Annotated in this window: 22 protein-coding genes; 8 read left to right on the top strand and 14 right to left on the bottom strand. The window is 70.5% G+C overall.

Annotation, left to right across the window (positions count from 1 at the left end; genetic code table 11):
- Positions 1–159 precede the first annotated feature (159 nt).
- The 8 genes from ACIHEJ_RS34290 (at position 160) to ACIHEJ_RS34255 (ending at position 8,432) form a co-directional block, all read left to right on the top strand.
- On the top strand, positions 160–345 hold the full coding sequence (locus ACIHEJ_RS34290) for a hypothetical protein (protein ID WP_400141474.1): 186 nt from the start codon (positions 160–162) through the stop codon (positions 343–345).
- A gap of 121 nt (positions 346–466) precedes the next feature.
- Positions 467–1,405, top strand: a complete 939-nt coding sequence (locus tag ACIHEJ_RS34285; protein ID WP_400141472.1) for a M56 family metallopeptidase — start codon at positions 467–469, stop codon at positions 1,403–1,405.
- A 141-nt stretch (positions 1,406–1,546) separates the two neighbouring features.
- Positions 1,547–2,335, top strand: coding sequence for a GntR family transcriptional regulator (locus ACIHEJ_RS34280; protein WP_400141471.1), 789 nt, complete (start codon positions 1,547–1,549; stop codon positions 2,333–2,335).
- Positions 2,336–2,383: 48 nt separating this feature from the next.
- Complete coding sequence (locus tag ACIHEJ_RS34275) at positions 2,384–2,611, top strand: ferredoxin family protein (protein WP_016437651.1); 228 nt, start codon at positions 2,384–2,386, stop codon at positions 2,609–2,611.
- Between the two features lie 14 nt (positions 2,612–2,625).
- On the top strand, positions 2,626–3,969 hold the full coding sequence (locus ACIHEJ_RS34270; RefSeq protein ID WP_400141469.1) for an ABC transporter substrate-binding protein: 1,344 nt from the start codon (positions 2,626–2,628) through the stop codon (positions 3,967–3,969).
- The gene (locus ACIHEJ_RS34265) at positions 3,966–4,880 is read left to right on the top strand and encodes an ABC transporter permease (RefSeq protein WP_400141468.1); all 915 of its coding nucleotides are present in this window, start codon (positions 3,966–3,968) and stop codon (positions 4,878–4,880) included. The genes ACIHEJ_RS34270 and ACIHEJ_RS34265 overlap by 4 nt, the downstream gene beginning before the upstream one ends.
- Positions 4,864–5,652 carry an ABC transporter ATP-binding protein gene (locus ACIHEJ_RS34260; protein WP_400141466.1) on the top strand — a complete coding sequence of 263 codons (789 nt, stop codon included), beginning with the start codon at positions 4,864–4,866 and terminating at the stop codon, positions 5,650–5,652. Before ACIHEJ_RS34265 ends, ACIHEJ_RS34260 begins: the two co-directional genes overlap by 17 nt.
- Before the next feature lie 11 nt (positions 5,653–5,663).
- Complete coding sequence (locus tag ACIHEJ_RS34255; RefSeq protein WP_400141465.1) at positions 5,664–8,432, top strand: fumarate reductase/succinate dehydrogenase flavoprotein subunit; 2,769 nt, start codon at positions 5,664–5,666, stop codon at positions 8,430–8,432.
- A gap of 31 nt (positions 8,433–8,463) precedes the next feature.
- Here ACIHEJ_RS34255 and recQ read toward each other — a convergent pair whose 3' ends face one another.
- The 14 genes from recQ to ACIHEJ_RS34185 form a co-directional block, all read right to left on the bottom strand.
- Positions 8,464–10,443, bottom strand: coding sequence for a DNA helicase RecQ (recQ, locus tag ACIHEJ_RS34250; protein WP_400141463.1), 1,980 nt, complete (start codon positions 10,441–10,443; stop codon positions 8,464–8,466).
- Between the two features lie 217 nt (positions 10,444–10,660).
- Entirely contained in the window at positions 10,661–12,310 is a 1,650-nt protein-coding gene (gene nuoN, locus ACIHEJ_RS34245) for an NADH-quinone oxidoreductase subunit NuoN (protein ID WP_400141461.1), read from the bottom strand.
- Positions 12,307–13,878 (bottom strand): NADH-quinone oxidoreductase subunit M, encoded by a 1,572-nt coding sequence (locus tag ACIHEJ_RS34240; protein WP_400141459.1) that lies wholly within the window; start codon positions 13,876–13,878, stop codon positions 12,307–12,309. Before ACIHEJ_RS34240 ends, nuoN begins: the two co-directional genes overlap by 4 nt.
- A gap of 5 nt (positions 13,879–13,883) precedes the next feature.
- Positions 13,884–15,830 (bottom strand): NADH-quinone oxidoreductase subunit L, encoded by a 1,947-nt coding sequence (gene nuoL, locus ACIHEJ_RS34235; RefSeq protein ID WP_400141457.1) that lies wholly within the window; start codon positions 15,828–15,830, stop codon positions 13,884–13,886.
- A gap of 15 nt (positions 15,831–15,845) precedes the next feature.
- Positions 15,846–16,145: an NADH-quinone oxidoreductase subunit NuoK gene (nuoK, locus tag ACIHEJ_RS34230; RefSeq protein ID WP_039651090.1), complete on the bottom strand. Its 300-nt coding sequence runs from the start codon at positions 16,143–16,145 to the stop codon at positions 15,846–15,848.
- Entirely contained in the window at positions 16,142–16,987 is an 846-nt protein-coding gene (locus tag ACIHEJ_RS34225) for an NADH-quinone oxidoreductase subunit J (RefSeq protein WP_400141455.1), read from the bottom strand. Before ACIHEJ_RS34225 ends, nuoK begins: the two co-directional genes overlap by 4 nt.
- Positions 16,984–17,625 carry an NADH-quinone oxidoreductase subunit NuoI gene (nuoI, locus tag ACIHEJ_RS34220; RefSeq protein ID WP_400141453.1) on the bottom strand — a complete coding sequence of 214 codons (642 nt, stop codon included), beginning with the start codon at positions 17,623–17,625 and terminating at the stop codon, positions 16,984–16,986. The genes ACIHEJ_RS34225 and nuoI overlap by 4 nt, the downstream gene beginning before the upstream one ends.
- Positions 17,618–18,982 (bottom strand): NADH-quinone oxidoreductase subunit NuoH, encoded by a 1,365-nt coding sequence (gene nuoH / locus ACIHEJ_RS34215; protein WP_400141452.1) that lies wholly within the window; start codon positions 18,980–18,982, stop codon positions 17,618–17,620. Before nuoH ends, nuoI begins: the two co-directional genes overlap by 8 nt.
- A complete protein-coding gene (locus ACIHEJ_RS34210; protein WP_400141451.1) occupies positions 18,979–21,483 on the bottom strand; it encodes an NADH-quinone oxidoreductase subunit G in 2,505 nt (834 codons plus the stop codon). The genes nuoH and ACIHEJ_RS34210 overlap by 4 nt, the downstream gene beginning before the upstream one ends.
- The gene (gene nuoF / locus ACIHEJ_RS34205) at positions 21,480–22,829 is read right to left on the bottom strand and encodes an NADH-quinone oxidoreductase subunit NuoF (RefSeq protein WP_400141449.1); all 1,350 of its coding nucleotides are present in this window, start codon (positions 22,827–22,829) and stop codon (positions 21,480–21,482) included. The genes ACIHEJ_RS34210 and nuoF overlap by 4 nt, the downstream gene beginning before the upstream one ends.
- Positions 22,826–23,692 carry an NADH-quinone oxidoreductase subunit NuoE gene (gene nuoE, locus ACIHEJ_RS34200; RefSeq protein ID WP_400141447.1) on the bottom strand — a complete coding sequence of 289 codons (867 nt, stop codon included), beginning with the start codon at positions 23,690–23,692 and terminating at the stop codon, positions 22,826–22,828. The genes nuoF and nuoE overlap by 4 nt, the downstream gene beginning before the upstream one ends.
- Positions 23,689–25,011 carry an NADH-quinone oxidoreductase subunit D gene (locus ACIHEJ_RS34195; RefSeq protein WP_400141446.1) on the bottom strand — a complete coding sequence of 441 codons (1,323 nt, stop codon included), beginning with the start codon at positions 25,009–25,011 and terminating at the stop codon, positions 23,689–23,691. The genes nuoE and ACIHEJ_RS34195 overlap by 4 nt, the downstream gene beginning before the upstream one ends.
- On the bottom strand, positions 25,008–25,781 hold the full coding sequence (locus ACIHEJ_RS34190) for an NADH-quinone oxidoreductase subunit C (RefSeq protein WP_400141444.1): 774 nt from the start codon (positions 25,779–25,781) through the stop codon (positions 25,008–25,010). Before ACIHEJ_RS34190 ends, ACIHEJ_RS34195 begins: the two co-directional genes overlap by 4 nt.
- On the bottom strand, positions 25,778–26,332 hold the full coding sequence (locus ACIHEJ_RS34185; protein WP_007383964.1) for an NADH-quinone oxidoreductase subunit B family protein: 555 nt from the start codon (positions 26,330–26,332) through the stop codon (positions 25,778–25,780). The genes ACIHEJ_RS34190 and ACIHEJ_RS34185 overlap by 4 nt, the downstream gene beginning before the upstream one ends.
- Positions 26,333–26,337 lie beyond the last annotated feature (5 nt).

The raw sequence follows: 26,337 nt of genomic DNA, 5'->3' as shown, positions 1-26,337 counted from the left end.
GGCGGCGGGGCGGGGGGGGGGGGGGGGGGGGGGGCGGGCCCGCCGCCGGGGGCGGGGGGCCCGGCCCGCGGGGCGGCCCCCCCCCGCCCGCGCGGCGGCGCCGGGCCGCCCCCCCCCCCCCCCCCCCCCCCCCCCCCCCCGGGTGCCCACCGCCGCGAAGTGACGGAACTCGACCAGGCCGCCAAGGACTTCGCGGCCCAGGCACGGTCTGTGGGATTCGACGCGGAAGACCTGCTGGAGGCGGTGCGGCGAGCGTTGCGGGAGCGCGACACGGAAGGCTCCCGCTCCGGCGGTCGCGGCACGCCGGACGCGAAGACCGGCGGACGGATCGCCGCCGAGACCTGACTCCCACGGCCCCTCACCGTCATACTGGCGGGACACGCACCACGCGACGCACCGCCCGGCGCGCCGCCCCCGCACCACCCGACACCCGCACAACTCTCCGACCAGGAACCGGAGCCCCGGCATGACCGTCTGCCTGCTCCTGCTGAGCGTCGTCGCCCTGACGGCCGCCGTACCGGCACCGCGCGCGCTGACCCGGGCGGCCTGGCCCGAACGGGATCCGGTGGTCGCGTTGTGGGTCTGGCAGTGCCTGGTCGCCACCGTCCTGCTGTGCTGCCTGACCGCACTGGTCCTGGGCGCGGCGGCCGTCTTCCACACCGTCCGCGACCGCGTGTTCGCGCCCGCGCCGCCCGCCGTCACCGCCGCGTACGACCTCTCCGCCACGCCGGTGTGGGCCACCGCGCTCACCGTACTCCTGGCCTGCGGGGCCGCCTGGACGACGGCGATGCTGGGCCGGGAACTCGTCGAGGCCCGCCGCAGCCGCGGCCAGGCCCGGGCGCAGCTGCGCGAGCGCGCCCCCGATCTGCCGGCCGGCCTGCCGGCGGCGCGCGGCCCGATGCTGGTGCTGGAGGACGAGTACCCGGACGCCTGGTGGATGCCGGGGCACCCGCCGCAACTGGTCGTCACCACCGGGGCGCTGCACCGCCTCACCGGCCACCAACTGGACGCCGTCCTCACCCACGAACGCGGGCACGCGCGTGCGCACCACGACTGGCTCCTGCACCTGTCCACCGCGCTCGCCACCGGCTTCCCGCGCGTCCCGCTCTTCGCCCACTTCTGCGACCAGACGCACCGCCTGGTCGAGCTGGCCGCCGACGACACGGCGTCCCGCCGCTGCGGGCACCTCACCACCGCTCTCGCGCTGATCGAGCTGAACCAGCACCGGGGTGTCCTCTCCTGCGCCTCCAGCCGCCGCCTCCTCGGCGAACGCGTGGACCGCCTGCTGGAGCCGCCGCCACGGCTACTGCGCCGGCACCGGGCCCTGACGACGACCGTGGCCGCGCTGATACCGCTGCTGCCGCTGCTGATCACGTTCGCGCCCGGTCTGACAGCACTGTCCTGATGTGACCGAGCACCCGACCGGGTGGCAGATCTCACCCAGCCACCCGCAAAACCGCAGCTCAGAGACGTCTTCTACACGCCGTCACCTGGCGCAACAATCCAGCAACACCTCTTTCCCTACCACCTCGGTATGGTTCCAGCCATGCCACCCACCGACCGCCCCCGCGACCACGCCGGTCAGGGCGCCGCGACCACCGTCGCCGCCCACCGCGCGCGTCGTCGGCTGCGAGCGGACCGGGCCCGGCAACTAGCCGACCTGCTGCGCCGCCAGCTCCTCACCGGCGCGTTCCAGGACGGCACCCTGCCCCACGAGTCGACACTCGCCACCGACTACCGCGCCTCCCGCAACACCGTCCGCCAGGCCCTGGACCTGCTCCGGGCGGAAGGGCTGGTGGACCGGCTGCCGGGCGTCGGCACCGTGGTCGTCGCCCGGAAATACCCCCACGGGCTCGACCGTCTGATGGGCCTCGCGGAAACCCTCCGCGAACACGGCCGCGTCACCAACGAGGTCCGCACCATGGGCCCCGCACCCGCACCCGCCCCGGTCGCCGACCGCCTCCGCGTCCCGGCCGGCGCCGACGTCCTCTACATCGAACGCCTGCGCCGCCTGAACGGCCTCCCGCTCTCCCTCGACCTCACCTACATCCCGCTCGACATCGGCACCGACCTGCTCGGCGCCGACCTGGAGAACACCGATGTCTTCCGCCTCCTGGAAGCCATCACCGGACAACCCCTCGGCCACGCCGAGATCACCCTGGAGGCGGTGAACGCGGACGCCCACTCCGGCGCCGTCCTCCAGGCCCCGCGCGGCTCCGCCGTGCTGATGCTGGAACGCCTCACCCACCTCGCCGACGGCCGCCCCGTCGACCTGGAGTTCATCCGCTTCCGCGGGGACCGCATCACCATGAGCGGCCTGCTCCACCGGTCGTAGCGCACCCGCCGCACACACCCCTGCCCTGCACGTTTCCTGGAGACAGCCATGCCCTTGGCGCCCCAGCGGGCCGACGTGCCCGTGACCATCGACGAGTCGAAGTGCATCGACGGCTGCACCCTCTGCGTGGACATGTGCCCGCTGGACTCCCTCGCCATCGACGACAGCAGCGGCAAGGCGTACATGCACGTCGACGAGTGCTGGTACTGCGGCCCGTGCGCGGCCCGCTGCCCCACCGGAGCCGTCACGGTCAACATGCCCTACCTGCTCCGGTGAGAGGTCCCACCACCATGAAACGCACAGCAACCGCCCTGTCCGCCACCGCACTCCTGCTTCCCCTGACCGCCTGCGGCGGCAGCGCGGAGGCGGGCAGCGACGCCACGGTCACGGTCACCGTCGGCTACCAGTCCAAGACCATCAACACCGTCACCGCGGGAACGCTGCTGCGCTCCCTCGGCTACTTCGAGAAGCAGCTCAACTCGCTGCACGACGGCCACACGTACAAGGTCGACTGGCAGGACTACGCCACCGGCGCCCCGATCACCGCGCAGATGACCGCAGGCAAGATCGACATCGGTTCGATGGGCGACTTCCCGCTGCTGCTCAACGCGGCCCGCGGCAGACAGCTCGGACACCCCACCCACCTGGTGTCGGTCACCGGCTACAACCTCCGCGGTGGCCTCAACACCGTCGTCACCGCCCCGGACTCCGAACTCACGTCCCTGAAGGACCTCAAGGGCAAGAAGGTCTCCACGAGCATCGGCTCCGCCGCCGACGGCACCCTCGTACGGGCCCTGCAACGCGCCGGCATCGACCCGGACAAGGGGATCTCCAAGCTCAACCAGCAGCCGGCCGTGGGCGCTTCGGCGCTCTCCTCGGGCGGTGTGGACGCGCTGTCGCAGTTCGTCGCCTGGCCGGGCCTGCTCGCCTACCAGGGCAAGGCCAAGGCCCTGTACGACGGAGCCCAGCTGAACCTGCCCACCTTCCACGGCGTCACCGCCGGTGAGAGCTTCGCCAAGCAGCACCCGACCGTCCTGGAGGCGTTCCTCAAGGCCCAGGCCGAGGCCACCGACTACCTCGACGCGCATCCCGTCTCCGCGGCCCAGAAGGTCGCCGACGCCACCGGCCTGCCCGCCGAGGTCGTCTACCTCTACAACGGCGCCCACGGCATCGCCACCTTCGACCCGGCCGTCAAACCGCAGCTCGTCGCCGCGCTGAAGCAGGACGTGTCCGTGCTGAAGGCGGCCAAGCTGACCGGCGACATCGACGTGGACGGCTTCGTCGACGACCAGTACCTGAAGAAGGCCCTCGGCGCGTCGTACGCCGAGCGGCTCGCCGCCGCGCCCGCACCGGCCGCGAGCGAGGTGTGGCCCAAGGGCAGCGAGAGGACCGTCTCTTTCAAGTCCGCCGACGAACTGCTGGCCTACGTGGCCGGGCACCAGGACGGCATCCGCGCCGCCTATGTGCCCGACGCCGCCACCGGCACCCTCTGGTTCGCGGACAAGGCGGTCTGGGTGGCCGACGGCGACCGCCTGCTGCCCTTCGTCGCCCCGGCGACCGCGCAGGCCTACATCGCCGCCCACAGCGGCGCCCGTACGGTCACCTACCGTGACGCCCTGGAGCGGGCCTCATGACCCGCCGGCCCCTGGCCCGGTATGCGCTGCGGACGGTGTCCCTGGCCGCCGCCATCGGCCTGTGGCAGCTGCTGACCAGCCTGGACGTCGACCTGTGGCTGCGGTTCTCGCAGTTCCCCACGGTCACCGACGTGGCCCGCGCCTTCGCCGACCGGCTTTCCGGTGCCGACTACTGGACCGACCTCACCGACAGCCTCACCCGCATCCTCAGCGGCTTCGCCCTGGCGTCCGTCCTGGGCGTGGCGACGGGCGTGCTCGTGGCCCGCTCGCGCCTCGCCGAGGACCTGCTCGGTCCGGTACTCGAAGTGATCCGCCCCATCCCGGCGATCGCCCTGGTCCCGGTGGCGATCCTCCTCTTCCCCTCGAACGAGCAAGGGATCGTCTTCATCACCTGCACCGCCGCCTTCTTCCCGGTGCTGGTCTCCACCCGGCACGCGGTCCGCGCCCTGACCCCCGTCTGGGAGGAGGCGGTGCGCACCATGGGCGGCAGCCGACCGCGGATCCTGCGCTCGGTGGTGCTGCCGGGCGCGCTGCCCGGCATCTTCGGCGGGCTGTCGGTCGGCATCGGTGTGTCCTGGATCTGTGTGATCTCCGCCGAGATGATCTCCGGGCAGTACGGCGTCGGCTACCGCACCTGGCAGGACTACACGGTGGTGAACTACCCCGGCGTCTTCGTCGGCATGGTCACGATCGGCCTCCTCGGCTGGGTCACCTCCACGGCCGTGGAACTCCTCGGCCGGCGTCTGACCCGCTGGCTGCCCCGCACCTCGTACCTCCCCGGCGGACGTACCCGCGCGCCCCGGCCGCTCGCCGTCAGCGGCCCGGCCCACGGCGACCCCCAGCACAAGGGCCAGGCCGAGCAGCAGGGCCAGGACGACACCGAGGAGGCCCGCGATGAGCACCTCGTCTGAGACCGTCACCGCTCCCGTCGATGCCCCGACGGAGGTCGCACGGGGCACCCGGCTCACCCTCCGCGGCGCCGTACTCGGCCACCCGGACGCCCCCGTGCTGCACGACGTCGACCTGGACGTCGCCCCGGGCGAGATCCTCACCGTCGTCGGCCCCTCCGGCTGCGGCAAGTCCACACTGCTGCGCACCCTCGCCGGGCTGCTGCCTCCGCTGGACGGCACCGCCGAAGTGGACGGCAGCCCGCTGACCGGACCGTCGTCGGGCCGCGCCCTGGTCTTCCAGGAGGACGCGTTGCTCCCCTGGCGCACCTTGCGCGGAAACGTCGAACTGCCGCTCGCCATCAGGGGCGTACCGCGCGCCGAACGCCGCTCCCGGGCCGAATCCTGGCTCGAACGCGTCGGGCTCAGTGAACAGGCGGGGCAGTTGCCGCACCGTGTGTCCGGTGGGCAGCGCCAGCGCGCCCAGTTGGCGCGCGCCTTGGCCGACAGCCCGCGCGCGGTCCTCATGGACGAGCCCTTCGGCGCCCTCGACGCCCAGACCCGTTCCGGCATGCAGGACCTGCTGGTGGAGGTGTTGCGCGGCACGGGGGCGACCGTCGTCTTCGTCACGCACGACGTGGACGAGGCGCTCTTCCTCGGCGACCGCGTGGCCCTGCTCGGCTCCGGCCGGGTGGTCGCCGTACGGGAGGTACCGCGCCCCCGTGACCGTGCGGCGTTCGACGCACCCGCCCGCGTGGCCCTGCGCCGCGACATCCTCACCTCGCTCGGCTCCTGAAAGGCAACCCGGTGACCACCCCCGCGCCCGTTTCCCCGGAGATTCCCGACGTCACCGACGCCGAGGAGCTGACCTGCGACGTCCTCGTCATCGGCGGCGGCACCGCCGGCACCATGGCCGCCCTGACCGCCGCCGAGCGCGGCGCGAACGTCCTGCTGCTGGAGAAGGCCCACGTCCGTCACTCCGGCGCGCTCGCCATGGGCATGGACGGTGTCAACAACGCGGTCGTCCCGGGCCGCGCCGAGCCCGACGACTACGTCGCCGAGATCACCCGCGCCAACGACGGCATCGTCGACCAGTCCACCGTCCGTCAGACCGCCACCCGCGGTTTTGCGATGGTGCAGCGACTGGAGTCGTACGGCGTCAAGTTCGAGAAGGACGAGCACGGTGAGTACGCGGTGCGCCAGGTGCATCGCTCCGGCTCGTACGTACTGCCCATGCCAGAGGGAAAGGACGTCAAAAAGGTCCTCTACCGGCAGTTGCGGCGGCGCGAGATGCGGGAGCGGATCCGGATCGAGAACCGGGTGATGCCGGTACGGGTACTCACCGCCGGGGGGCGGGCCGTGGGCGCCGTCGGCTTCAACACCCGGACCGGCGCCTTCGTCACCGTCCGCGCGGGCGCGGTCGTCCTCGCCACCGGTGCCTGCGGCCGGCTCGGCCTGCCGGCCTCCGGCTACCTGTACGGCACCTACGAGAACCCCACCAACGCCGGTGACGGGTACGCCATGGCCTACCACGCGGGCGCCGAGCTGACCGGCATCGAGTGCTTCCAGATCAACCCGTTGATCAAGGACTACAACGGGCCGGCCTGCGCCTACGTCGCCAACCCTTTCGGCGGCTACCAGGTCAACCGGCACGGCGAACGGTTCGTCGACTCGGACTACTGGTCGGGGCAGATGATGGCCGAGTTCGCCGCCGAGGTCGCCAGCGACCGCGGCCCCGTCTACCTCAAGCTCAGCCATCTCCCCGAGGAGTCGGTCTCCGCCCTGGAGTCGATCCTGCACTCCACCGAGCGGCCCACCAGAGGCACGTTCCACGCCGGACGCGGGCACGACTACCGTACCCACGACGTCGAGATGCACATCTCCGAGATCGGCCTGTGCGGCGGCCACTCCGCCTCCGGCGTCCGCGTCGACGACCACGCCCGCACGACCGTCCCCCGCCTGTACGCCGCCGGTGACCTGGCCTGCGTCCCGCACAACTACATGATCGGCGCGTTCGTCTTCGGCGATCTCGCCGGCGCGGACGCCGCCCAGTACACGGCGTACCAGGGTGAGCTTCCCGCGGACCAGGTGCGTGAGGCGCACGAGCTGATCTACCGTCCGCTGCGCCACCCGGACGGCCCGCCGCAGACCCAGGTCGAGTACAAGCTGCGCCGCTTCGTCAACGACTACGTGGCACCGCCGAAGTCCGGCGCCCGGCTCTCCCTGGCCCTGGAGGCCTTCGAGCGGATGCACGCCGACATCGCCGCGATGGGCGCCCGCACCCCGCACGAGCTGATGCGGTGCGCCGAGGTCACCTTCATCCGCGACTGTGCGGAGATGGCCGCCCGTGCCTCCCTGGCCCGCACCGAGTCCCGCTGGGGCCTCTACCACGACCGGCTCGACCACCCCCGGCGTGACGACGCCTCCTGGTTCCATCACCTCGATCTGCACAAGTCCCCCTCTGGTGCGATGGAGTTCACGGCCCGCCCCGTGGCTCCCTATCTGGTTCCGGTCGAGGAGTTCACGCCGGTCGGCGGTCCCTCCCGACGGCTGGGCGAGGTCCGTGGCGAGCACGTGGCCACGGCCGGGCCTCGTGAGGTGGCTCCGGTCGCCGCGGGACCGGCGTCCACGCGTGCTTCCGGTGGCGCCGGCGACCGGGCCGTCGCCCCGGCAACCGCCTCGCCCCGGCTTCTCGAGCTGCTGGAGCTGGCCGAAGCGGAGCCCGAACTCGACGTCGTCGAGCGCTACTTGACCGACGCGGATCCCGCCGTCCGCCGTACGGCCGTCTCGGTGCTCACCGAGACCGTGCCGCCGGGAACCGGGCAGGCCCTGGCCGGTGCCCTCGCCGACCCCGACGCCGAGGTCCGCGCCGCCGCGGCGGCCTCACTGCGTGAGCTCGTCGAGACCCTGCCGGCCGAGCCCGCCCTGGGCACGACCCTGGCCGGTGCGCTCACCCAGACCGACCCCGTGGTCCGGGCCGCCGCCCTCGATGTGCTGCGCGCCCTGCGGCTCGGCGAGGCAGTGCTGTTCGCGGCGGCGCTGGACGACCCCGACATCGGTGTGCGCACCGAGGCCGTACGGGCGCTCGTATCCGTCGACGCGGTCGGGCCGCTGGCGGGTGCCGCGGACGATCCCTCCCGGGAGGTCCGGGTCACCGTGGCCAAGGCGCTGGCCGCCGTCGGTTCGTCGTCCCTGACCGCCGCCGACCAGGAGCTGCGGTCCGCCACCCTGGACCGGCTCACCGAGGACGCCGATCCGCTGGTGCGCGGTGCCGCCCTGGGTGCGCTGGCCACCACCGGCAGCCCGGCACCGCTCGCCGCCCGCGCCGTTGCCGCCCTGGCCGACCCGGCGTGGCAGGTCCGGTCCGGTGCCGCCACCGCGCTGTCGGCCGCCGATGCCTACACAGCCGTCCCCGCACTCGCCAAGGCTCTCGGTGACCCGAACGCCGACGTGCGCAAGGCGGCGGTCCTGGCCCTGAGCCGGCACCGGGCCACCGAGGAGGCCCGCGCGGCCCTCGCCACGGCCACGACCGACTCGGACGCCGACGTCAGGGCCTACGCGGCACGGGGGCTGTAGGGCCCCCTGGCCCGCTGGGGCCGTATCCGGGCTATATCCAGTCGTCCGGCTCGGGCTCCGGCTCGGGCCAGTCGTCCTCCGGAGCGGAACCGGCGGCGGCCGGGCTCGCTCCGTCGAGGGAGGACAGCACCGCGAGCACGCCCTCCCCGTACGTCGCCAGCTTCTTCTCGCCGACCCCGCCCACCGTGCCCAGCTCGCGCACCGAGCCGGGACGCCGGGTGACGATCTCTCGCAGGGTGGCGTCATGGAAGATGACGTACGCCGGGACGCCCTGCTCCCTGGCCTGCTCGGCACGCCAGGCACGCAGAGCCTCGAAGGCGGGGATCAGCTCGTCGGGCAGCTCGGCCGCGGCGGCCTTGGCCTTGCGGTCGCCCCCGGAGGCACCGCCGGACCGGGACCGGGAGCCGGCCGGCTTCTTCGGCTCCTTGCGCAGCGGCACCTCGCGCTCGCGGCGCAGCACCGCGCCGCTCGTCTCGGTGAGCACCAGGGTGCCGTACTCCCCCTCGACCGCGAGCAGTCCCTGGGCCAGCAGCTGGCGGATGACGCCTCGCCACTCGCCCTCGGCGAGGTCCTGGCCGATTCCGAAGACGGACAGCTGGTCGTGGTCGAACTGGATCACCTTGCCGGTGCGCTTGCCGAGCAGGATGTCGACGATCTGCAACGCACCGAACTTCTGACCCCGCTCCCGCTGCAGCCGTACCACCGTCGACAGCACCTTCTGCGCGGCGATCGTGCCGTCCCAGGTCTCCGGCGGTGTCAGGCACGTGTCGCAGTTGCCGCAGCCCGATGTGTCGGGGTCCTGACCGAAGTAGGCGAGCAGCTGGCCGCGGCGGCACCGGGCCGTCTCGCACAGGGCGAGCATGGCGTCGAGATGGGCGGCGGCCCGGCGGCGGAACGCCTCGTCGCCCTCGCCGGACTGGATCAGCTTGCGCTGCTGTACGACGTCGTTCAGGCCGTACGCCATCCAGGCTGTGGACGACAGTCCGTCGCGGCCCGCGCGGCCGGTCTCCTGGTAGTAACCCTCGATCGACTTGGGCAGGTCGAGGTGGGCGACGAACCGCACGTCCGGCTTGTCGATGCCCATGCCGAAGGCGATGGTCGCCACGACGACCAGGCCGTCCTCGCGCAGGAAGCGGGACTGGTGGGCGGCTCGGGTGCCCGCGTCGAGGCCCGCGTGGTACGGCACCGCCTCGATGCCGTTGGCCGTCAGGAACTCCGCCGTCCGCTCGACCGAGTTGCGTGAGAGGCAGTAGACGATGCCCGCGTCGCCCGCGTGCTCCTCCCGGAGGAAGGCGAGCAGCTGCTTCCTGGGGTCGGCCTTGGGCACGATCCGGTACTGGATGTTCGGCCGGTCGAAGCTGGCGACGAAGTGGCGGGCCGCCGGCAGGTTCAGCCGCTCGGTGATCTCCTGGTGCGTGGCGCGCGTGGCCGTCGCGGTGAGGGCGATCCGCGGGACGTCCGGCCAGCGCTCGCCGAGGAGGGACAGAGTGAGGTAGTCGGGGCGGAAGTCGTGACCCCACTGGGACACGCAGTGCGCTTCGTCGATGGCGAAGACGGAGATCTTGCCGCGCGAGAGAAGGTCGAGCGTGCCCTCGAGGCGCAGCCGCTCCGGTGCCAGGTACAGCAGGTCCAGCTCACCGGCCTGGAACTCCGCCTCGACCATGCGCCGCTCGTCGAAGTCCTGCGTGGAGTTGATGAAGCCGGCGCGCACGCCGAGGGCGCGCAGGGCGTCCACCTGGTCCTGCATCAGCGCGATCAGCGGCGAGATCACCACGCCCGTACCCGGTCTGACCAGGGCCGGGATCTGGTAGCACAGCGACTTGCCGCCACCGGTCGGCATCAGGACGACGGCATCACCGCCCGCCACCACATGCTCGATGATCGCGCCCTGCTCGCCCCGGAAGGCGTCGTATCCGAAGACCCGGTGCAGCGTGGCCAGCGCCTCGCTGTCGGCCGCGCCCGGCCCCTCGGTCACCTGTGGCATTTCGCTGATCCCGCCCGTCGCACCCATTGTCCTGTCCCCCGTCGGTCCCCCGTGTGTCGTCTCTCGACCGCTGCTTCCACCATAGGGGGCGGGACCGACAGCCCCGGGAGTTATCCACAGGCTCGGCCCTTTCCTGTACGTGACCGGGCGCTGACGGAGCGCACCCGGCGGCTCGGCGAGGACACCGCCTACAGCGCGGCGGCCCGGCACCCAGAGGTGCCGGGCCGCTGCGTACTCGGTCGCGTCAGCGCACGAACACCCCCGCCTGGCTCGCCAGGTCCAGGAAGTACTGGGGCGCCACACCGAGCACCACCGTCACCGCCACGCCCATGCCGATGGCGATCATCGTCATCGGTGACGGCACGGCCACGGTCGGGCCCTCGGGCCTCGGCTCGCTGAAGAACATCAGCACGATCACGCGGATGTAGAAGAAAGCGGCGATCGCCGAGGAGATCACACCGATGACGACCAGCGGGACCGCACCGCCGTCCGCCGCCGCCTTGAACACGGCGAACTTCCCGGCGAAACCGGAGGTCAGCGGGATACCGGCGAAGGCCAGCAGGAACACCGCGAACACGGCCGCCACCAGCGGGGAACGACGGCCCAGCCCCGCCCACTTGGACAGGTGGGTCGCCTCGCCGCCCGCGTCGCGGACCAGCGTGACCACCGCGAAAGCGCCGATCGTCACGAACGAGTACCCGGCCAGGTAGAAGAGGACCGAGGAGACCCCGTCCTTCGAGGTGGCGATGACACCCGCGAGGATGAATCCGGCGTGCGCGATGGACGAGTACGCCAGCAGTCGCTTGATGTCGGTCTGCGTGATCGCGACGATCGCACCGCCCAGCATGGTGATGATCGCCACCGCCCACATCACGGGCCGCCAGTCCCAGCGCATGCCCGGCAGGACGACGTACAGCAGCCGCAGCAGCGCCCCGAACGCCGCTACCTTCGTCGCCGCCGCCATGAAGCCGGTCACCGGGGTGGGTGCACCCTGGTAGACGTCGGGCGTCCACATATGGAACGGCACCGCGGCCACCTTGAACAGCAGGCCCATCACGATCATCGCGGCGCCGATCAGCAGCAGTGCGTCGTTGCCCATGGTGTTCGCCAGCGCCGGGTCGACGTTGGTGACGGTGCCGTCGACGACCTGCGCGATGCGCGCGTACGACACCGAGCCCGCGTAGCCGTACAGCAGGGCGATGCCGAACAGCGTGAACGCGGAGGCGAACGCGCCCAGCAGGAAGTACTTGACCGCGGCTTCCTGCGACATCAGCCGCTTGCGGCGGGCCAGCGCGCACAGCAGGTACAGCGGGAGGGAGAAGACCTCCAGGGCCACGAAGAGCGTCAGCAGGTCGTTGGCCGAGGGGAACACCAGCATGCCGGCGACGGCGAACAGCAGGAGCGGGAAGACCTCGGTGGTCGTGAAACCGGCCTTGACCGCCGCCTGCTCGCTGTCGCTGCCCGGCACGGAGGCGGCCTGTGCGGCGAAGGAGTCGACGCGGTTGCCGTGTGCGGCCGGGTCCAGGCGCCGCTCGGCGAACGTGAACAGGCCCACCAGACCTGCCAGCACGATCGTGCCCTGCAGGAAGAGGGCCGGCCCGTCGACCGCGATCGCGCCCATGGCAGCGATGTGCGCCTTCGTGGTGCCGTACCCGTCGGCCGCGAGGGCGACGACCGCGGCGAACGCGGCACACAGGGCCACTGCCGACACGAACACCTGCGCGTAGTAGCGGGACTTGCGCGGGACGAACGCCTCGATGAGCACCCCGACCAGCGCGGCACCGACGACGATCAGTGTCGGCGACAATTGTCCGTATTCGATCTTCGGTGCCGGGATCTTCGAGATCGGATCGGCCGCGGTTGTCCACAGGCTGTGGACGGCTGTTGTGCTCACTTGGCCGCCTCCACCGAGGGCTTGGGGTCGCTCTTGTGTACGTCGGACATGGTCTGCTTGACCGACGGGTTGACGATGTCCGTGACGGGCTTCGGGTAGACGCCCAGGAAGATCAACAGCACGATCAGCGGGGCGACGACCACGAGCTCACGCACGCGCAGGTCGGGCATCGCCGACACTTCGGGCTTCACCGGACCCGTCATCGTCCGCTGGTACAGGACGAGGACGTACAGCGCGGCGAGGACGATGCCGAAGGTGGCGATGATGCCGATCGCGGGGTAGCGAGTGAACGTGCCGACCAGGACCAGGAACTCGCTCACGAACGGCGCGAGGCCCGGCAGCGAGAGGGTGGCGAGACCGCCGATCAGGAAGGTGCCGGCGAGCACCGGCGCGACCTTCTGCACACCGCCGTAGTCGGCGATGAGCCGCGAGCCGCGCCGGGAGATCAGGAAGCCGGCGACCAGCATCAGCGCGGCCGTGGAGATGCCGTGGTTGACCATGTAGAGGGTCGCGCCGGACTGGCCCTGGCTGGTCATCGCGAAGATGCCCATGATGATGAAGCCGAAGTGCGAGATCGAGGCGTACGCCACCAGACGCTTGATGTCCCGCTGGCCGACGGCGAGCAGTGCGCCGTAGACGATGCTGATCAGCGCCAGGACGAGGATGACCGGCGTCGCCCACTTGCTGGCCTCCGGGAACAGCTGGAGGCAGAAGCGGAGCATCGCGAAGGTGCCCACCTTGTCGACGACCGCGGTGATGAGGACGGCGACCGGAGCGGTGGACTCCTGCATGGCGTTGGGCAGCCACGTGTGCAGCGGCCACAGCGGCGCCTTCACCGCGAAGGCGAAGAAGAAGCCGAGGAACAGCCAGCGTTCGGTGCTCGTCGCCATGTGCAGCGAGCCGTTCGCACGGGCCTGGGCGATCTCCTGGAGGCTGAAGTTCCCGGCGACCACGTAGAGGCCGATCACCGCGGCCAGCATGATCAGACCGCCGACCAGGTTGTACAGCAGGAACTTCACCGCCGCGTACGACCGCTGCGTCGACGCCGCCTCCTCGCCCTGTGCGTGGGCGTGGTCCCCGAAGCCGCCGATGAGGAAGTACATCGGAATCAGCATGGCTTCGAAGAAGATGTAGAAGACGAAGACGTCGGTGGCCTCGAAGGAGATCAGCACCATCGCCTCGACGGCCAGGATCAGCGCGAAGAAGCCCTGGGTGGGACGCCAGCGGCGGCTTCCGGTCTCCAGCGGGTCGGCGTCGTGCCAGCCGGCGAGGATGATGAACGGGATCAGCAGGGCGGTCAGCGCGATCAGCGCCACCGCGATGCCGTCGACGCCCAGTTCGTACCGCACCCCGAAGTCCGCGATCCAGGCGCGGGACTCGGTGAGCTGGTAGCGGGCACCGTCCGGGTCGAAGCGGACCAGCACGGTGATCGCCAGGGCGAGCGTGGCGAGGGAGACGACGAGCGCCAGCCATTTGGCGGCGGTGCGCCGGGCGGCCGGTACGGCGGCCGTGGCGACGGCGCCCACGGCCGGGAGTGCCGCCGTCGCTGTCAGCAGAGGAAAGGACATCGGTATCAGACCGCCCTCATCAGCAGGGTCGCGGCGACCAGGAGGGCCGCACCGCCGAACATCGAGACCGCGTAGGAGCGGGCGAAGCCGTTCTGGAGCCGGCGCAGCCGCCCGGACAGGCCGCCGAAGCCGGCCGCCGTGCCGTTGACGACACCGTCGACCAGGGTGTGGTCGACGTAGACCAGGGAGCGCGTGAGGTGCTCGCCGCCGCGTACCAGGACGACGTGGTTGAAGTCGTCCTGGAGCAGGTCGCGGCGGGCCGCGCGGGTGAGCAGCGAGCCGCGCGGGGCGACGGCCGGGACGGGCTTGCGGCCGTACTGGGCCCAGGCGATGCCGACGCCGACGACCAGGCACACCATGGTCGCGCCCGTGACCACCCCCGCGCCGATCGGCGAGTTGCCCTCGCTGTGTCCGGTGACCGGCTCCAGCCAGTGCAGGAAGCGGTCGCCGATGCTGAAGAAGCCACCGGCGCAGACCGAGCCGACGGCCAGCACGATCATGGGGATCGTCATGACCTTCGGGGACTCGTGCGGGTGGGGCTCGGCGTGCTCGCCACGGTGCTCCGCGGCGGGCTCCGCGCTCGGTGCCTCCGGGGAACGAGTGGGTTGGTTCTTCCAACGCTCCTCTCCGAAGAAGGTCATCAGCATCACGCGCGTCATGTAGAAGGCAGTGATGGCCGCACCCAGCAGGGCCGCGCCACCGAGGATCCACCCTTCGGTGCCGCCCTTGGCGAACGCCGCCTCGATGATCTTGTCCTTGGAGAAGAAGCCGGACAGGCCCGGGAAACCGATGATGGCGAGGTAGCCGAGGCCGAAGGTGATGAAGGTGATCGGCATGTACTTGCGCAGGCCGCCGTAGCGGCGCATGTCCACCTCGTCGTTCATGCCGTGCATGACCGAGCCGGCGCCGAGGAACAGACCGGCCTTGAAGAAGCCGTGCGTCACCAGGTGCATGATCGCGAAGACGTAGCCGATCGGGCCGAGGCCCGCCGCCAGCACCATGTAGCCGATCTGCGACATGGTCGAGCCGGCCAGCGCCTTCTTGATGTCGTCCTTCGCGCAACCGACGATCGCACCGAAGAGGAGCGTGACCGCGCCGACGACGGTGACGGCGAGCTGGGCGTCCGGGGCCGCGTTGAAGACGGCTCCGGAGCGGACGATGAGGTACACGCCCGCGGTCACCATCGTCGCCGCGTGGATCAGGGCCGAGACCGGGGTCGGGCCCTCCATGGCGTCGCCGAGCCAGGACTGCAGCGGCACCTGGGCGGACTTGCCGCAGGCGGCGAGCAGCAGCATCAGGCCGATCGCGGTGAGCTTGCCCTCGGAGGCGTCACCGGCGTGGCTGAGGACCGGGCCGAAGGCGAAGCTGCCGAAGGTGGTGAACATCAGCATGATCGCGATCGACAGGCCCATGTCGCCGACGCGGTTGACCAGGAAGGCCTTCTTCGCGGCCGTGGCGGCACTGGGCTTGTGCTGCCAGAAGCCGATCAGGAGGTACGAGGCGAGGCCGACGCCCTCCCAGCCGACGTACAGCAGCAGGTAGTTGTCGGCGAGGACGAGCAGCAGCATCGCCGCGAGGAACAGGTTCAGGTAGCCGAAGAAGCGGCGACGCCGCTCGTCGTGCTCCATGTACCCGACCGAGTACAGGTGGATCAGCGAGCCGACGCCCGTGATGAGCAGGACGAAGGTCATCGACAGCTGGTCGAGGCGGAAGGTGACGTCCGCCTGGAAGCTGCCGACCGAGATCCACGTCCACAGGTGCTGGGTCAGCGTGCGGTGTTCGGCGTTCTTGCCGAGCAGGTCGGCGAAGAGGATCACACCGAACACGAAGGAGGCGGTCGACAGCAGCGTGCCGATCCAGTGGCCGACGGCATCGAGCCGCCGGCCGCCGACCAGGAGGACGGCCGCTCCGAGCAGGGGCGCCGCGATGAGCAGCGCGATCAGGTTCTCCACGATTCTTCCGACCCCTTACAGCTTCATCAGGCTGGCGTCGTCGACCGAGGCCGAGTGGCGGGTGCGGAACAGCGACACGATGATCGCGAGGCCCACCACGACCTCCGCGGCGGCGACGACCATCGTGAAGAAGGCGATGATCTGGCCGTCGAGGTTGCCGTGCATCCGGGAGAAGGTGACGAACGCGAGGTTGCAGGCGTTCAGCATCAGCTCGATGCACATGAAGAGCACGATGGCGTTGCGCCGGATCAGGACACCGGTCGCGCCGATCGTGAACAGCAGGGCGGCGAGGTAGAGGTAGTTGACCGGGTTCACTTCGACGCCTCCTCGGGCCGCTTGAACGTGGCCGGTTCGATCGCCGTGCGCTCCAGGCGCTCCTCCGCGCGCTGTTCCAGCGCCCGCAGGTCGTTGAGCGCCTCCGCGGACACGTCACGGATCTGGCCGCGCTCGCGCAGCGTCTTGCTGACGGTCAGCTCGGACGGGGTGCCGTCGGGCAGCAGGCCCGCGATGTCGACGGCGTTGTGCCGGGCGTAGACACCGGGGGCGGGCAGCGGCGGGATGTGGGCGCCCTCGCGGATGCGCTGTTCGGACAGCTCGCGCTGGGTCCTGGCGCGCTCGGTGCGCTCGCGGTGAGTGAGCACCATGGCGCCGACGGCGGCCGTGATGAGCAGGGCGCCGGTGATTTCGAAGGCGAAGACGTACTTGGTGAAGATGAGGGAGGCGAGGCCCTCCACGTTGCCGTTCGCGTTCGCCTGGCCGGTGCCGGCGAACTCCTTCAGGGAGGCGTTGCCGATGCCGGCGAACAGCAGGACGCCGAAGCCGACTCCGCAGAGAAGCGCCAGCCAGCGCTGGCCCTTGATGGTCTCCTTCAGCGAGTCCGCTGCCGTCACGCCGACGAGCATCACCACGAACAGGAACAGCATCATGATCGCGCCCGTGTAGACGACGATCTGCACGATTCCCAGGAAGTAGGCGCCGTTGGCGAGGTAGAAGATCGCGAGAACGATCATGGTGCCGGCGAGGCAGAGCGCGCTGTGCACGGCCTTCTTCATGAAGACGGTGCACAGGGCGCCGATCACCGCGATCGTGCCGAGGACCCAGAACTGGAAGGCCTCACCCGTGGAGGTGGTGTAGGCGGCGAGGTGCTGTGCGGTCATCGGCCGATCACCTTCTCCGAGGCCGGCTCGTCCTCGCCGAAGGTGGAGGCGGCCTCCTGCGGGACCTCGCCCTTGGAGGCGGCGACCTGGCGGACCGTGCCGGGCGCGGCCTGGGTCACCAGGCCCCGGTAGTAGTCCTGTTCGTCCGTCCCGGGGAAGATCGCGTGAGGCGTGTCGACCATGCCCTCTTCGAGGCCGGCGAGGAGCTGTTCCTTGGTGTAGATGAGGTTGGCCCGGCTGGAGTCGGCCAGTTCGAACTCGTTCGTCATCGTCAGCGCGCGCGTGGGGCACGCCTCGATGCACAGCCCGCACAGGATGCAGCGGGCGTAGTTGATCTGGTAGACGCGGCCGTAGCGCTCGCCCGGCGAGTAGCGCTCCTCGTCGGTGTTGTCGGCGCCCTCCACGTAGATGGCGTCGGCGGGGCAGGCCCAGGCGCACAGCTCGCAGCCGACGCACTTCTCCAGGCCGTCCGGATGGCGGTTGAGCTGGTGCCGTCCGTGGAACCGCGGAGCCGTGGTCTTCTTCTGCTCCGGGTACTGCTCGGTCAGCCGCTTCTTGAACATGGCCTTGAAGGTCACGCCGAAGCCGGCCACGGGGTTCTGGAAACCGGGCTTGGTCTCCTTGGGCTCCTCAGCCATCGGACGCCTCCTTTCCATCCGTAGATCCGTCACTGACAGTGTCCGTCCCGCCACTGACAATCAGCTCCCGCTCGCGGTGCGAGCGGCGCCTCGGCACCGGTGGCAGCTCCTGGCCCGGCAGCGGCGGTACCGGGAACCCACCGGCCATCGGGTCGAACCCGGGCTGTTCGGCGGCCGGCTGTTCCGCCGTCTTCGCCTTCTCGCGGAACATGTCGACGAGGAAGGAGACCAGCAGCAGGGCGAGGACTCCACCGCCGACGTAGAGGGCGATGTCGGCGAAGTCGTAGTGCTCGTTGCGCAGGGCCCGTACGGTCGCGACCAGCATCAGCCAGGTCACCGAGACCGGGATGAGGACCTTCCAGCCGAGCTTCATCAGCTGGTCGTAGCGGACGCGGGGCAGTGTGCCGCGCAGCCAGATGAAGAAGAAGAGCAGCAGCTGAACCTTGATCACGAACCAGAGCAGCGGCCACCAGCCGTGGTTCGCGCCCTCCCAGAAGGAGCTGATCGGCCAGGGGGCGCGCCAGCCGCCGAGGAACAAGGTGGTGGAGACGGCCGAGACCGTCACCATGTTCACGTATTCGGCGAGCATGAACATCGCGAACTTGATGGACGAGTACTCGGTGTTGAAGCCGCCGACCAGGTCGCCCTCGGACTCCGGCATGTCGAAGGGCGCGCGGTTGGTCTCGCCGACCATCGTGACGATGTAGAGGATGAAGGAGACCGGCAGCAGCAGGATGTACCAGCGGTCGTGCTGCTGCTCGACGATGGTCGACGTGGACATCGACCCCGAGTAGAGGAACACGGAGGCGAACGCGGCGCCCATGGCGATCTCGTAGGAGATCATCTGCGCGCAGGAGCGCAGGCCGCCGAGGAGCGGGTAGGTGGATCCGGAACTCCAACCCGCGAGGACGATGCCGTAGATGCCGACGGAGGCGACCGCGAGGATGTAGAGCATCGCGATCGGCAGGTCGGTCAGTTGCATCGTGGTGCGCGTACCGAAGATCGAGATCTCGTCGTCGGCCGGCCCGAAGGGAATCACCGCGATCGCCATGAAGGCCGGGATGGCCGCGACGATCGGCGCGAGGACGTACACCACCTTGTCCGCGCGCCGGACGATGAGGTCTTCCTTGAGCATCAGCTTCACGCCGTCGGCCAGCGACTGGAGCATGCCCCAGGGGCCGTGCCGGTTGGGGCCGATGCGCAGCTGCATCCACGCGACGACCTTGCGCTCCCAGACGATGGAGAACAGCACGGTCACCATCAGGAAGGCGAAGCAGAAGACGGCCTTGACGACGACCAGCCACCAGGGGTCGCGGCCGAACATCGAGAGGTCTTCAGCGGCGAGGTACGTGCTCATGCCTCCACCTCCTTGGGGGCCCCTTCGGCGAGTGCCGCCGGGCCGATGCGGACGAGGGAGCCGGGGTGCGCCCCGGTGTCGGAGGCGACGCCGGCGCCCACGGAGTTCAGCGGGAGCCAGACCACCCGGTCGGGCATCTCGGTGATCCTCAGGGGCAGTTCGACGGTGCCGGCGGAACCGGTGACGGCGAGGACGCCGCCATCCTGCACGCCGGCCTCGGCGGCCGTCGCGGCGGACACACGCGCGTGCGCGGCGTGCCGGGTCCCGGCGAGGGCTTCGTCGCCGTCCTGCAGGGCGCCCTGGTCGAGCAGCAGCCGGTGCCCGGCCAGTACGGCCTCGCCGGCGGCCGGGCGGGGCAGCGCGCCCGCCGTCTCCATGGGCTCGGAGGCGCGTGGGCCGTCCCAGGGGCCGAGCCGGTCGATCTCCGCGCGCGTGGTGCGCAGATCCGGCAGACCCAGGTGGACGTCCATGGCGTCGGCCAGCATCTGCAGCACCCGCGCGTCGGTCGGGGCGAGGCGGCGGGTCATCTGGTCGGGCTTGAGCGCGGCGTCGAAGAAGCGCACCCGGCCTTCCCAGTTGAGGAAGGTGCCTGCCTTCTCGGCGACCGCGGCGACCGGCAGGACGACGTCGGCGTGCTCGGTGACCTCGCTGGGCCGCAGCTCCAGCGACACCAGGAAGCCGACGCTGTCCAGCGCCTCACGCGCGCGTGCCGGGTTGGGCAGGTCGGCGACCTCCACGCCTGCGACCACCAGCGCCGACAGTTCTCCACGGGCGGCGGCCTCGATGATCTGGTGGGTGTCGCGGCCGTAGCGCAGCGGGAGTTCGGCGAGCCCCCAGGCGGCGGCGACCTCCTCCCGCGCGCGCGGGTCGGTCGCCGGGCGGCCGCCCGGCAGCAGCGAGGGCAGCGCACCCGCTTCGATCGCCCCGCGCTCACCGGCCCGGCGCGGGATCCACACCAGCTGGGCGCCGGTCGCCGCGGCGGCGCGTACGGCGGCGGTGAGACCACCGGCGACCGAGGCGAGCCGCTCACCGACGACGATGACCGCGCCCTCGGCGCGCAGGGCCTCGGCGGCGAGCGTGCCGGGCTCCTCCAGGCCGACGCCGCTCGCGAGGGCGTCCAACCACTCGGTCTCGGTGCCGGGAGCGGCCGGCAGCAGCGTGCCGCCCGCCTTCTCCAGGCCCCGGGTGGCGTGCGTGGCCACCGCGAACACGCGCTGCTTGTGCTTGCGCCAGGCCTTGCGCAGCCGCAGGAAGACGCCGGGCGCCTCCTCCTCCGACTCCAAGCCGACCAGCAGGACTGCGGGCGCCTTCTCCAAAGAGGTGTACGTGACGCCCGTACCGTCGAGGTCACGGCCGCGGCCGGCGATCCGGGACGCCAGGAAGTCGGCCTCCTCGCCGCTGTGCACGCGCGCGCGGAAGTCGATGTCGTTGGTGTCGAGGGCCACGCGCGCGAACTTGCTGTAGGCGTAGGCGTCCTCGACGGTCAGCCGGCCGCCGGTGAGGACGCCGGCCCGGGAGCGGGCGGCGGTCAGGCCGCGCGCGGCGGCCTCCAGGGCCTCCGGCCAGGAGCTGGGCTCCAGGACGCCGTCCGCGTTCCGTACGAGCGGGGTGTCGAGGCGGTCCTTGACCTGCGCGTACCGGAACGCGAAGCGCCCCTTGTCGCAGATCCACTCCTCGTTGACCTCGGGGTCGTCGGCGGCCAGCCGCCGCATGACCTTGCCGCGTCGGTGGTCGGTGCGGGTGGCGCAGCCGCCGGAGCAGTGCTCGCAGACCGAGGGGGAGGAGATGAGGTCGAAGGGGCGGGAGCGGAAACGATAGGCCGCCGAGGTGAGCGCCCCGACCGGGCAGATCTGGATCGTGTTGCCGGAGAAGTACGACTCGAACGGGTCGCCCTCGCCGGTGCCGACCTGCTGCAGCGCGCCCCGCTCCACCAGCTCGATCATCGGGTCGCCGGCGATCTGGTTGGAGAAGCGGGTGCAGCGGGCGCACAGCACGCACCGCTCGCGGTCGAGCAGCACCTGCGTGGAGATGGGGACGGGCTTCTCGTAGGTCCGCTTGCGGCCCTCGAAGCGGGACTCGGCGTTGCCGTGCGACATGGCCTGGTTCTGCAGCGGGCACTCGCCGCCCTTGTCGCAGACCGGGCAGTCCAGCGGGTGGTTGATGAGCAGCAGTTCCATGACGCCGTGCTGGGCCTTCTCGGCGACCGGCGAGGTGAGATGGGACTTGACGACCATGCCGTCGGTGCAGGTGATGGTGCAGGACGCCATCGGCTTGCGCTGGCCCTCGACCTCGACGATGCACTGCCTGCAGGCGCCGGCCGGGTCCAGGAGGGGGTGGTCGCAGAACCGCGGGATCTCGATGCCGAGCTGCTCGGCGGCGCGGATGACGAGGGTGCCCTTGGGCACGCTGATCTCGACGCCGTCGATCGTCAGCGTGACGAGGTCTTCCGGCGGGACCGCCGCCTCTCCGCCACCCGCGGGAGCACTGGTGGTCACGGTCATGCGTTCACCTCCGGGCGGTCCGCCCAGGCCGTCGACTTGGCCGGGTCGAAGGGGCAGCCCCGGCCCGTGATGTGCTGCTCGTACTCCTCGCGGAAGTACTTCAGCGAGGAGAAGATCGGGGATGCGGCGCCGTCACCGAGGGCGCAGAAGGACTTGCCGTTGATGTTGTCGGCGATGTCGTTCAGCTTGTCGAGGTCGGACATGACGCCCTTGCCGGCCTCGATGTCGCGCAGCAACTGCACCAGCCAGTACGTCCCTTCACGGCACGGGGTGCACTTGCCGCAGGACTCGTGGGCGTAGAACTCGGTCCAGCGGGTCACCGCCCGCACCACGCAGGTCGTCTCGTCGAAGCACTGCAGCGCCTTGGTGCCGAGCATGGAGCCGGCGGCGCCGACGCCCTCGTAGTCGAGGGGTACGTCGAGGTGCTCGTCGGTGAACATCGGTGTCGAGGAGCCGCCCGGGGTCCAGAACTTGAGCCGGTGGCCCGTCCGCATGCCACCGCTCATGTCGAGGAGCTGGCGGAGCGTGATGCCGAGCGGGGCCTCGTACTGTCCGGGGCTGGCGACGTGGCCGCTGAGGGAGTAGAGCGTGAAGCCCGGGGACTTCTCGCTGCCCATCGACCTGAACCAGTCTTTCCCGTTTTTCATGATGGCGGGAACCGACGCGATCGACTCGACGTTGTTCACAACAGTCGGACAGGCGTAGAGGCCTTCCACCGCAGGGAAGGGGGGACGGAGCCGCGGTTGACCACGGCGGCCTTCGAGCGAGTCGAGCAGTGCGGTCTCCTCACCGCAGATGTACGCGCCGGCGCCCGCGTGCACGGTGAGTTCGAGGTCGAGTCCGCTGCCCAGGATGTTCTCGCCGAGGTAACCCGCCGCGTAGGCCTCGCGCACGGCCTCGTGCAACCGCCGCAGAACGGGGACGACTTCACCACGCAGATAGATGAAGGCATGCGACGACCTGATGGCATAGCACGCGATCACAATGCCCTCGATGAGGCTGTGCGGGTTCGCGAAGAGGAGCGGGATGTCCTTGCAGGTGCCCGGCTCCGACTCGTCGGCGTTGACAACTAGATAGTGCGGTTTTCCATCACCCTGAGGAATGAACTGCCACTTCATTCCGGTCGGGAATCCCGCGCCGCCGCGCCCGCGCAGTCCGGACTCCTTGACGTACGCGATCACGTCGTCCGGCGTCATGGCGAGCGCCTTGCGGAGTCCCTCGTACCCCTCGTGCCTCCGGTAGACGTCCATGCTCCAGGACCGGTCCTCGTCCCAGAAGGCCGACAGCACGGGTGCGAGCAGCTTCTCGGGGCTCGAGTCCTTGAGTTCGGGTGCCACGGTCATCACTCCCCCTCCTCTGCGGTAGGCCCTGCGGGGTGAGCCGGGTCGGAGGCCGAGGTCTCCTGCGGCGCGTCATGGGAACTGAGGTGCTCGGCCGGCGACGGCTCGTGCACCCGGTCCTGCGGGTCCTCATGTGGACCTCCGCGCGGATGGACCACGCGCGCGGGTGCGGCCTCTCCCCTTGCCAGGCGAAGGCCCACCAGCGAAGCGGGTCCCGCACTGCCGCTCTCCTCGACGGCCCCTGGCCGCTCGTCGGGGAAGCCGGCCAGCATCCGCGCGGTCTCCTTGAAGGTGCACAGCCGCGCCCCGCGCGTGGGCTGTACGGGCCGGTCCGCCCGCAGGTCGTCGACCAGGCGCTTGGCGCTGCCGGGCGTCTGGTTGTCGAAGAACTCCCAGTTGACCATCACGACCGGCGCGTAGTCGCAGGCCGCGTTGCACTCGATGTGCTCCAGGGTGACCTTGCCGTCGTCGGTGGTCTCGCCGTTGCCGACGCCCAGGTGCTCCTGGAGGGTCTCGAAGATCGCGTCGCCGCCCATGACCGCGCACAGCGTGTTGGTGCACACGCCCACCTGGTAGTCACCGGAGGCCTTGCGCCGGTACATGGTGTAGAAGGTGGCGACGGCGGTGACTTCGGCCGTGGTCAGGTCGAGCATGTCCGCGCAGAACCGCATTCCGGTGCGCGTGACGTGGCCCTCCTCGGCCTGCACGAGGTGGAGCAGCGGCAGCAGGGCGGACCGGGAGTCCGGGTAGCGCGCGATCACCTCGCGCGCGTCCGCCTCCAGCCGGGCCCGGACGTCGGCCGGGTACGCCGGCGCGGGCAGTTCGGGCATGCCCAGGCTGACGCCCCGCTCCGAAGAAGAGGTGGTCACCGGTCGACGCCTCCCATCACGGGGTCGATGGACGCGACGGCGACGATGACGTCGGCGACCTGGCCGCCTTCGCACATCGCCGCCATGGCCTGCAGGTTGGTGAAGGACGGGTCGCGGAAGTGGACCCGGTAGGGGCGGGTGCCGCCGTCGGAGACGACGTGTACGCCGAGTTCCCCCTTGGGGGACTCGACGGCCGCGTACGCCTGTCCCGGCGGGACACGGAAGCCCTCGGTGACGAGCTTGAAGTGGTGGATCAGGGCCTCCATGGAGGTGCCCATGATCTTCTTGATGTGGTCGAGGGAGTTGCCGAGCCCGTCCGGTCCCAGGGCGAGCTGGGCGGGCCAGGCGATCTTCTTGTCGGCGACCATGACCGGTCCGGGCTGGAGCCGGTCCAGGCACTGCTCGATGATCCCGAGCGACTGGCGCATCTCCTCCAGGCGGACCAGGAAGCGGCCGTAGGCGTCGCAGCTGTCGGCGGTGGGGACCTCGAAGTCGTACGTCTCGTAGTCGCAGTACGGCTGGGTCTTGCGCAGGTCGTGCGGCAGGCCGGTGGAGCGCAGGATCGGGCCGGTGGCGCCGAGGGCCATGCAGCCGGCCAGGTCGAGGTAGCCGATGTCCTGCATGCGGGCCTTGAAGATGGGGTTCCCGGTGGCGAGCTTGTCGTACTCCGGGAGGTTCTTCTTCATCTTCTTCACGAACTCGCGGATCTGGTCCACCGCGCCCGGGGGCAGGTCCTGGGCGAGTCCGCCGGGACGGATGTACGCGTGGTTCATCCGCAGGCCCGTGATGAGCTCGTAGAGGTCGAGAATCATTTCACGATCACGGAATCCGTAGATCATGATCGTGGTGGCGCCGAGCTCCATCCCACCGGTGGCGATGCACACCAGGTGGGAGGACAGCCGGTTCAGCTCCATCAGGAGTACCCGGATGATCTTGGTGCGCTCGGTGATGTCGTCCTCGACGCCGAGGAGCTTCTCGACGGCGAGGCAGTAGGCGGTCTCGTTGAAGAAGGACGTCAGGTAGTCCATGCGCGTGACGAAGGTGGTGCCCTGCGTCCACGTGCGGAACTCGAGGTTCTTCTCGATGCCGGTGTGCAGATAGCCGATGCCGCAGCGGGCCTCGGTGACCGTCTCGCCCTCGATCTCCAGGATCAGACGGAGCACCCCATGGGTGGACGGATGCTGGGGACCCATGTTGACGACGATGCGTTCGTCGTCGGCGCGGGCCGCTGACTGGACGATCTCGTCCCAGTCGCCACCGGTGACCGTGTAGACGGTGCCCTCGGTGGTCTCGCGAGGGGAAGCCTGGGAAGTGCTCACGAGTACGACCTCCGCTGGTCCGGAGCCGGGATCTGGGCGCCCTTGTACTCGACGGGGATGCCGCCGAGGGGGTAGTCCTTGCGCTGCGGGTGGCCCTGCCAGTCGTCCGGCATCATGATCCGGGTCAGGGCCGGGTGACCGTCGAAGACGATCCCGAAGAAGTCGTAGGTCTCGCGCTCGTGCCAGTCGTTGGTCGGATAGACGGAGACCAGCGACGGGATGTGCGGGTCGCTGTCGGGGGCGCTGACTTCGAGGCGGATCAGCCGGTTGTGGGTGAGCGAGCGCAGGTGGTAGACGGCGTGCAGCTCGCGGCCCTTGTCGTGCAGGTAGTGGACGCCGCTGACGCCGGTGCACAGTTCGAAGCGCAGGGCCGGGTCGTCGCGCAGGGTGCGGGCGACGCGGAGCAGGTACTCGCGCTCGATGTGGAAGGTCAGCTCGCCGCGGTCGACGACCGTCCTCTCGATGGCGTTGTCGGGGAGGAGTCCCTGTTCCTCCAGGGCGCCCTCCAGCTCGTCCGCGACCTCGTCGAACCAGCCGCCGTAGGGGCGGGTCGCCGGTCCCGGGAGCCGGACCGAGCGGACCAGGCCGCCGTAGCCGGAGGTGTCGCCGCCGTTGTTGGCGCCGAACATGCCGCGCTGGACTCGGATCTCCTCGCCCCCCTGGCCGCGCTGACCGGGCAGGTTCGAGGCGGCGAGGTCCTTCTCGGGGTTCACCCCGTTCGCGGAGCCGTTCACCCCGTTCGCGCCGTTGGTGCCGTTCGCGTCGCTCACCGCAGCAGCCCCTTCATCTCGATCGTGGGCAGGGCCTTGAGCGCCGCCTCCTCCGCCTCGCGGGCCGCTTCCTCGGCGTTGACGCCGAGCTTGGAGGACTGGATCTTCTGGTGGAGCTTGAGGATCGCGTCCATCAGCATCTCGGGGCGGGGCGGACAGCCGGGGAGGTAGATGTCGACCGGGACGATGTGGTCGACGCCCTGGACGATGGCGTAGTTGTTGAACATGCCGCCGGAGGAGGCACAGACACCCATGGAGATCACCCATTTCGGGTTGGGCATCTGGTCGTAGACCTGCCTGAGGACGGGCGCCATCTTCTGGCTGACCCGGCCGGCGACGATCATCAGGTCCGCCTGGCGCGGCGAGCCACGGAAGACCTCCATGCCGAAGCGCGCCAGGTCGTACCGGCCGGCGCCGGTGGTCATCATCTCGATGGCGCAGCAGGCGAGGCCGAAGGTCGCGGGGAAGACGGACGCCTTGCGCACCCAGCCCGCGGCCTGCTCGACGGTGGTCAGCAGGAAGCCGCTCGGCAGCTTTTCTTCGAGTCCCATGTCGT

The organism is Streptomyces sp. NPDC052301, from assembly GCF_044593395.1.
Lineage (GTDB): Bacteria > Actinomycetota > Actinomycetes > Streptomycetales > Streptomycetaceae > Streptomyces.
Note: the sequence above shows the minus strand (reverse complement) of the source record. Positions and strands in the feature narration are given on the sequence as shown.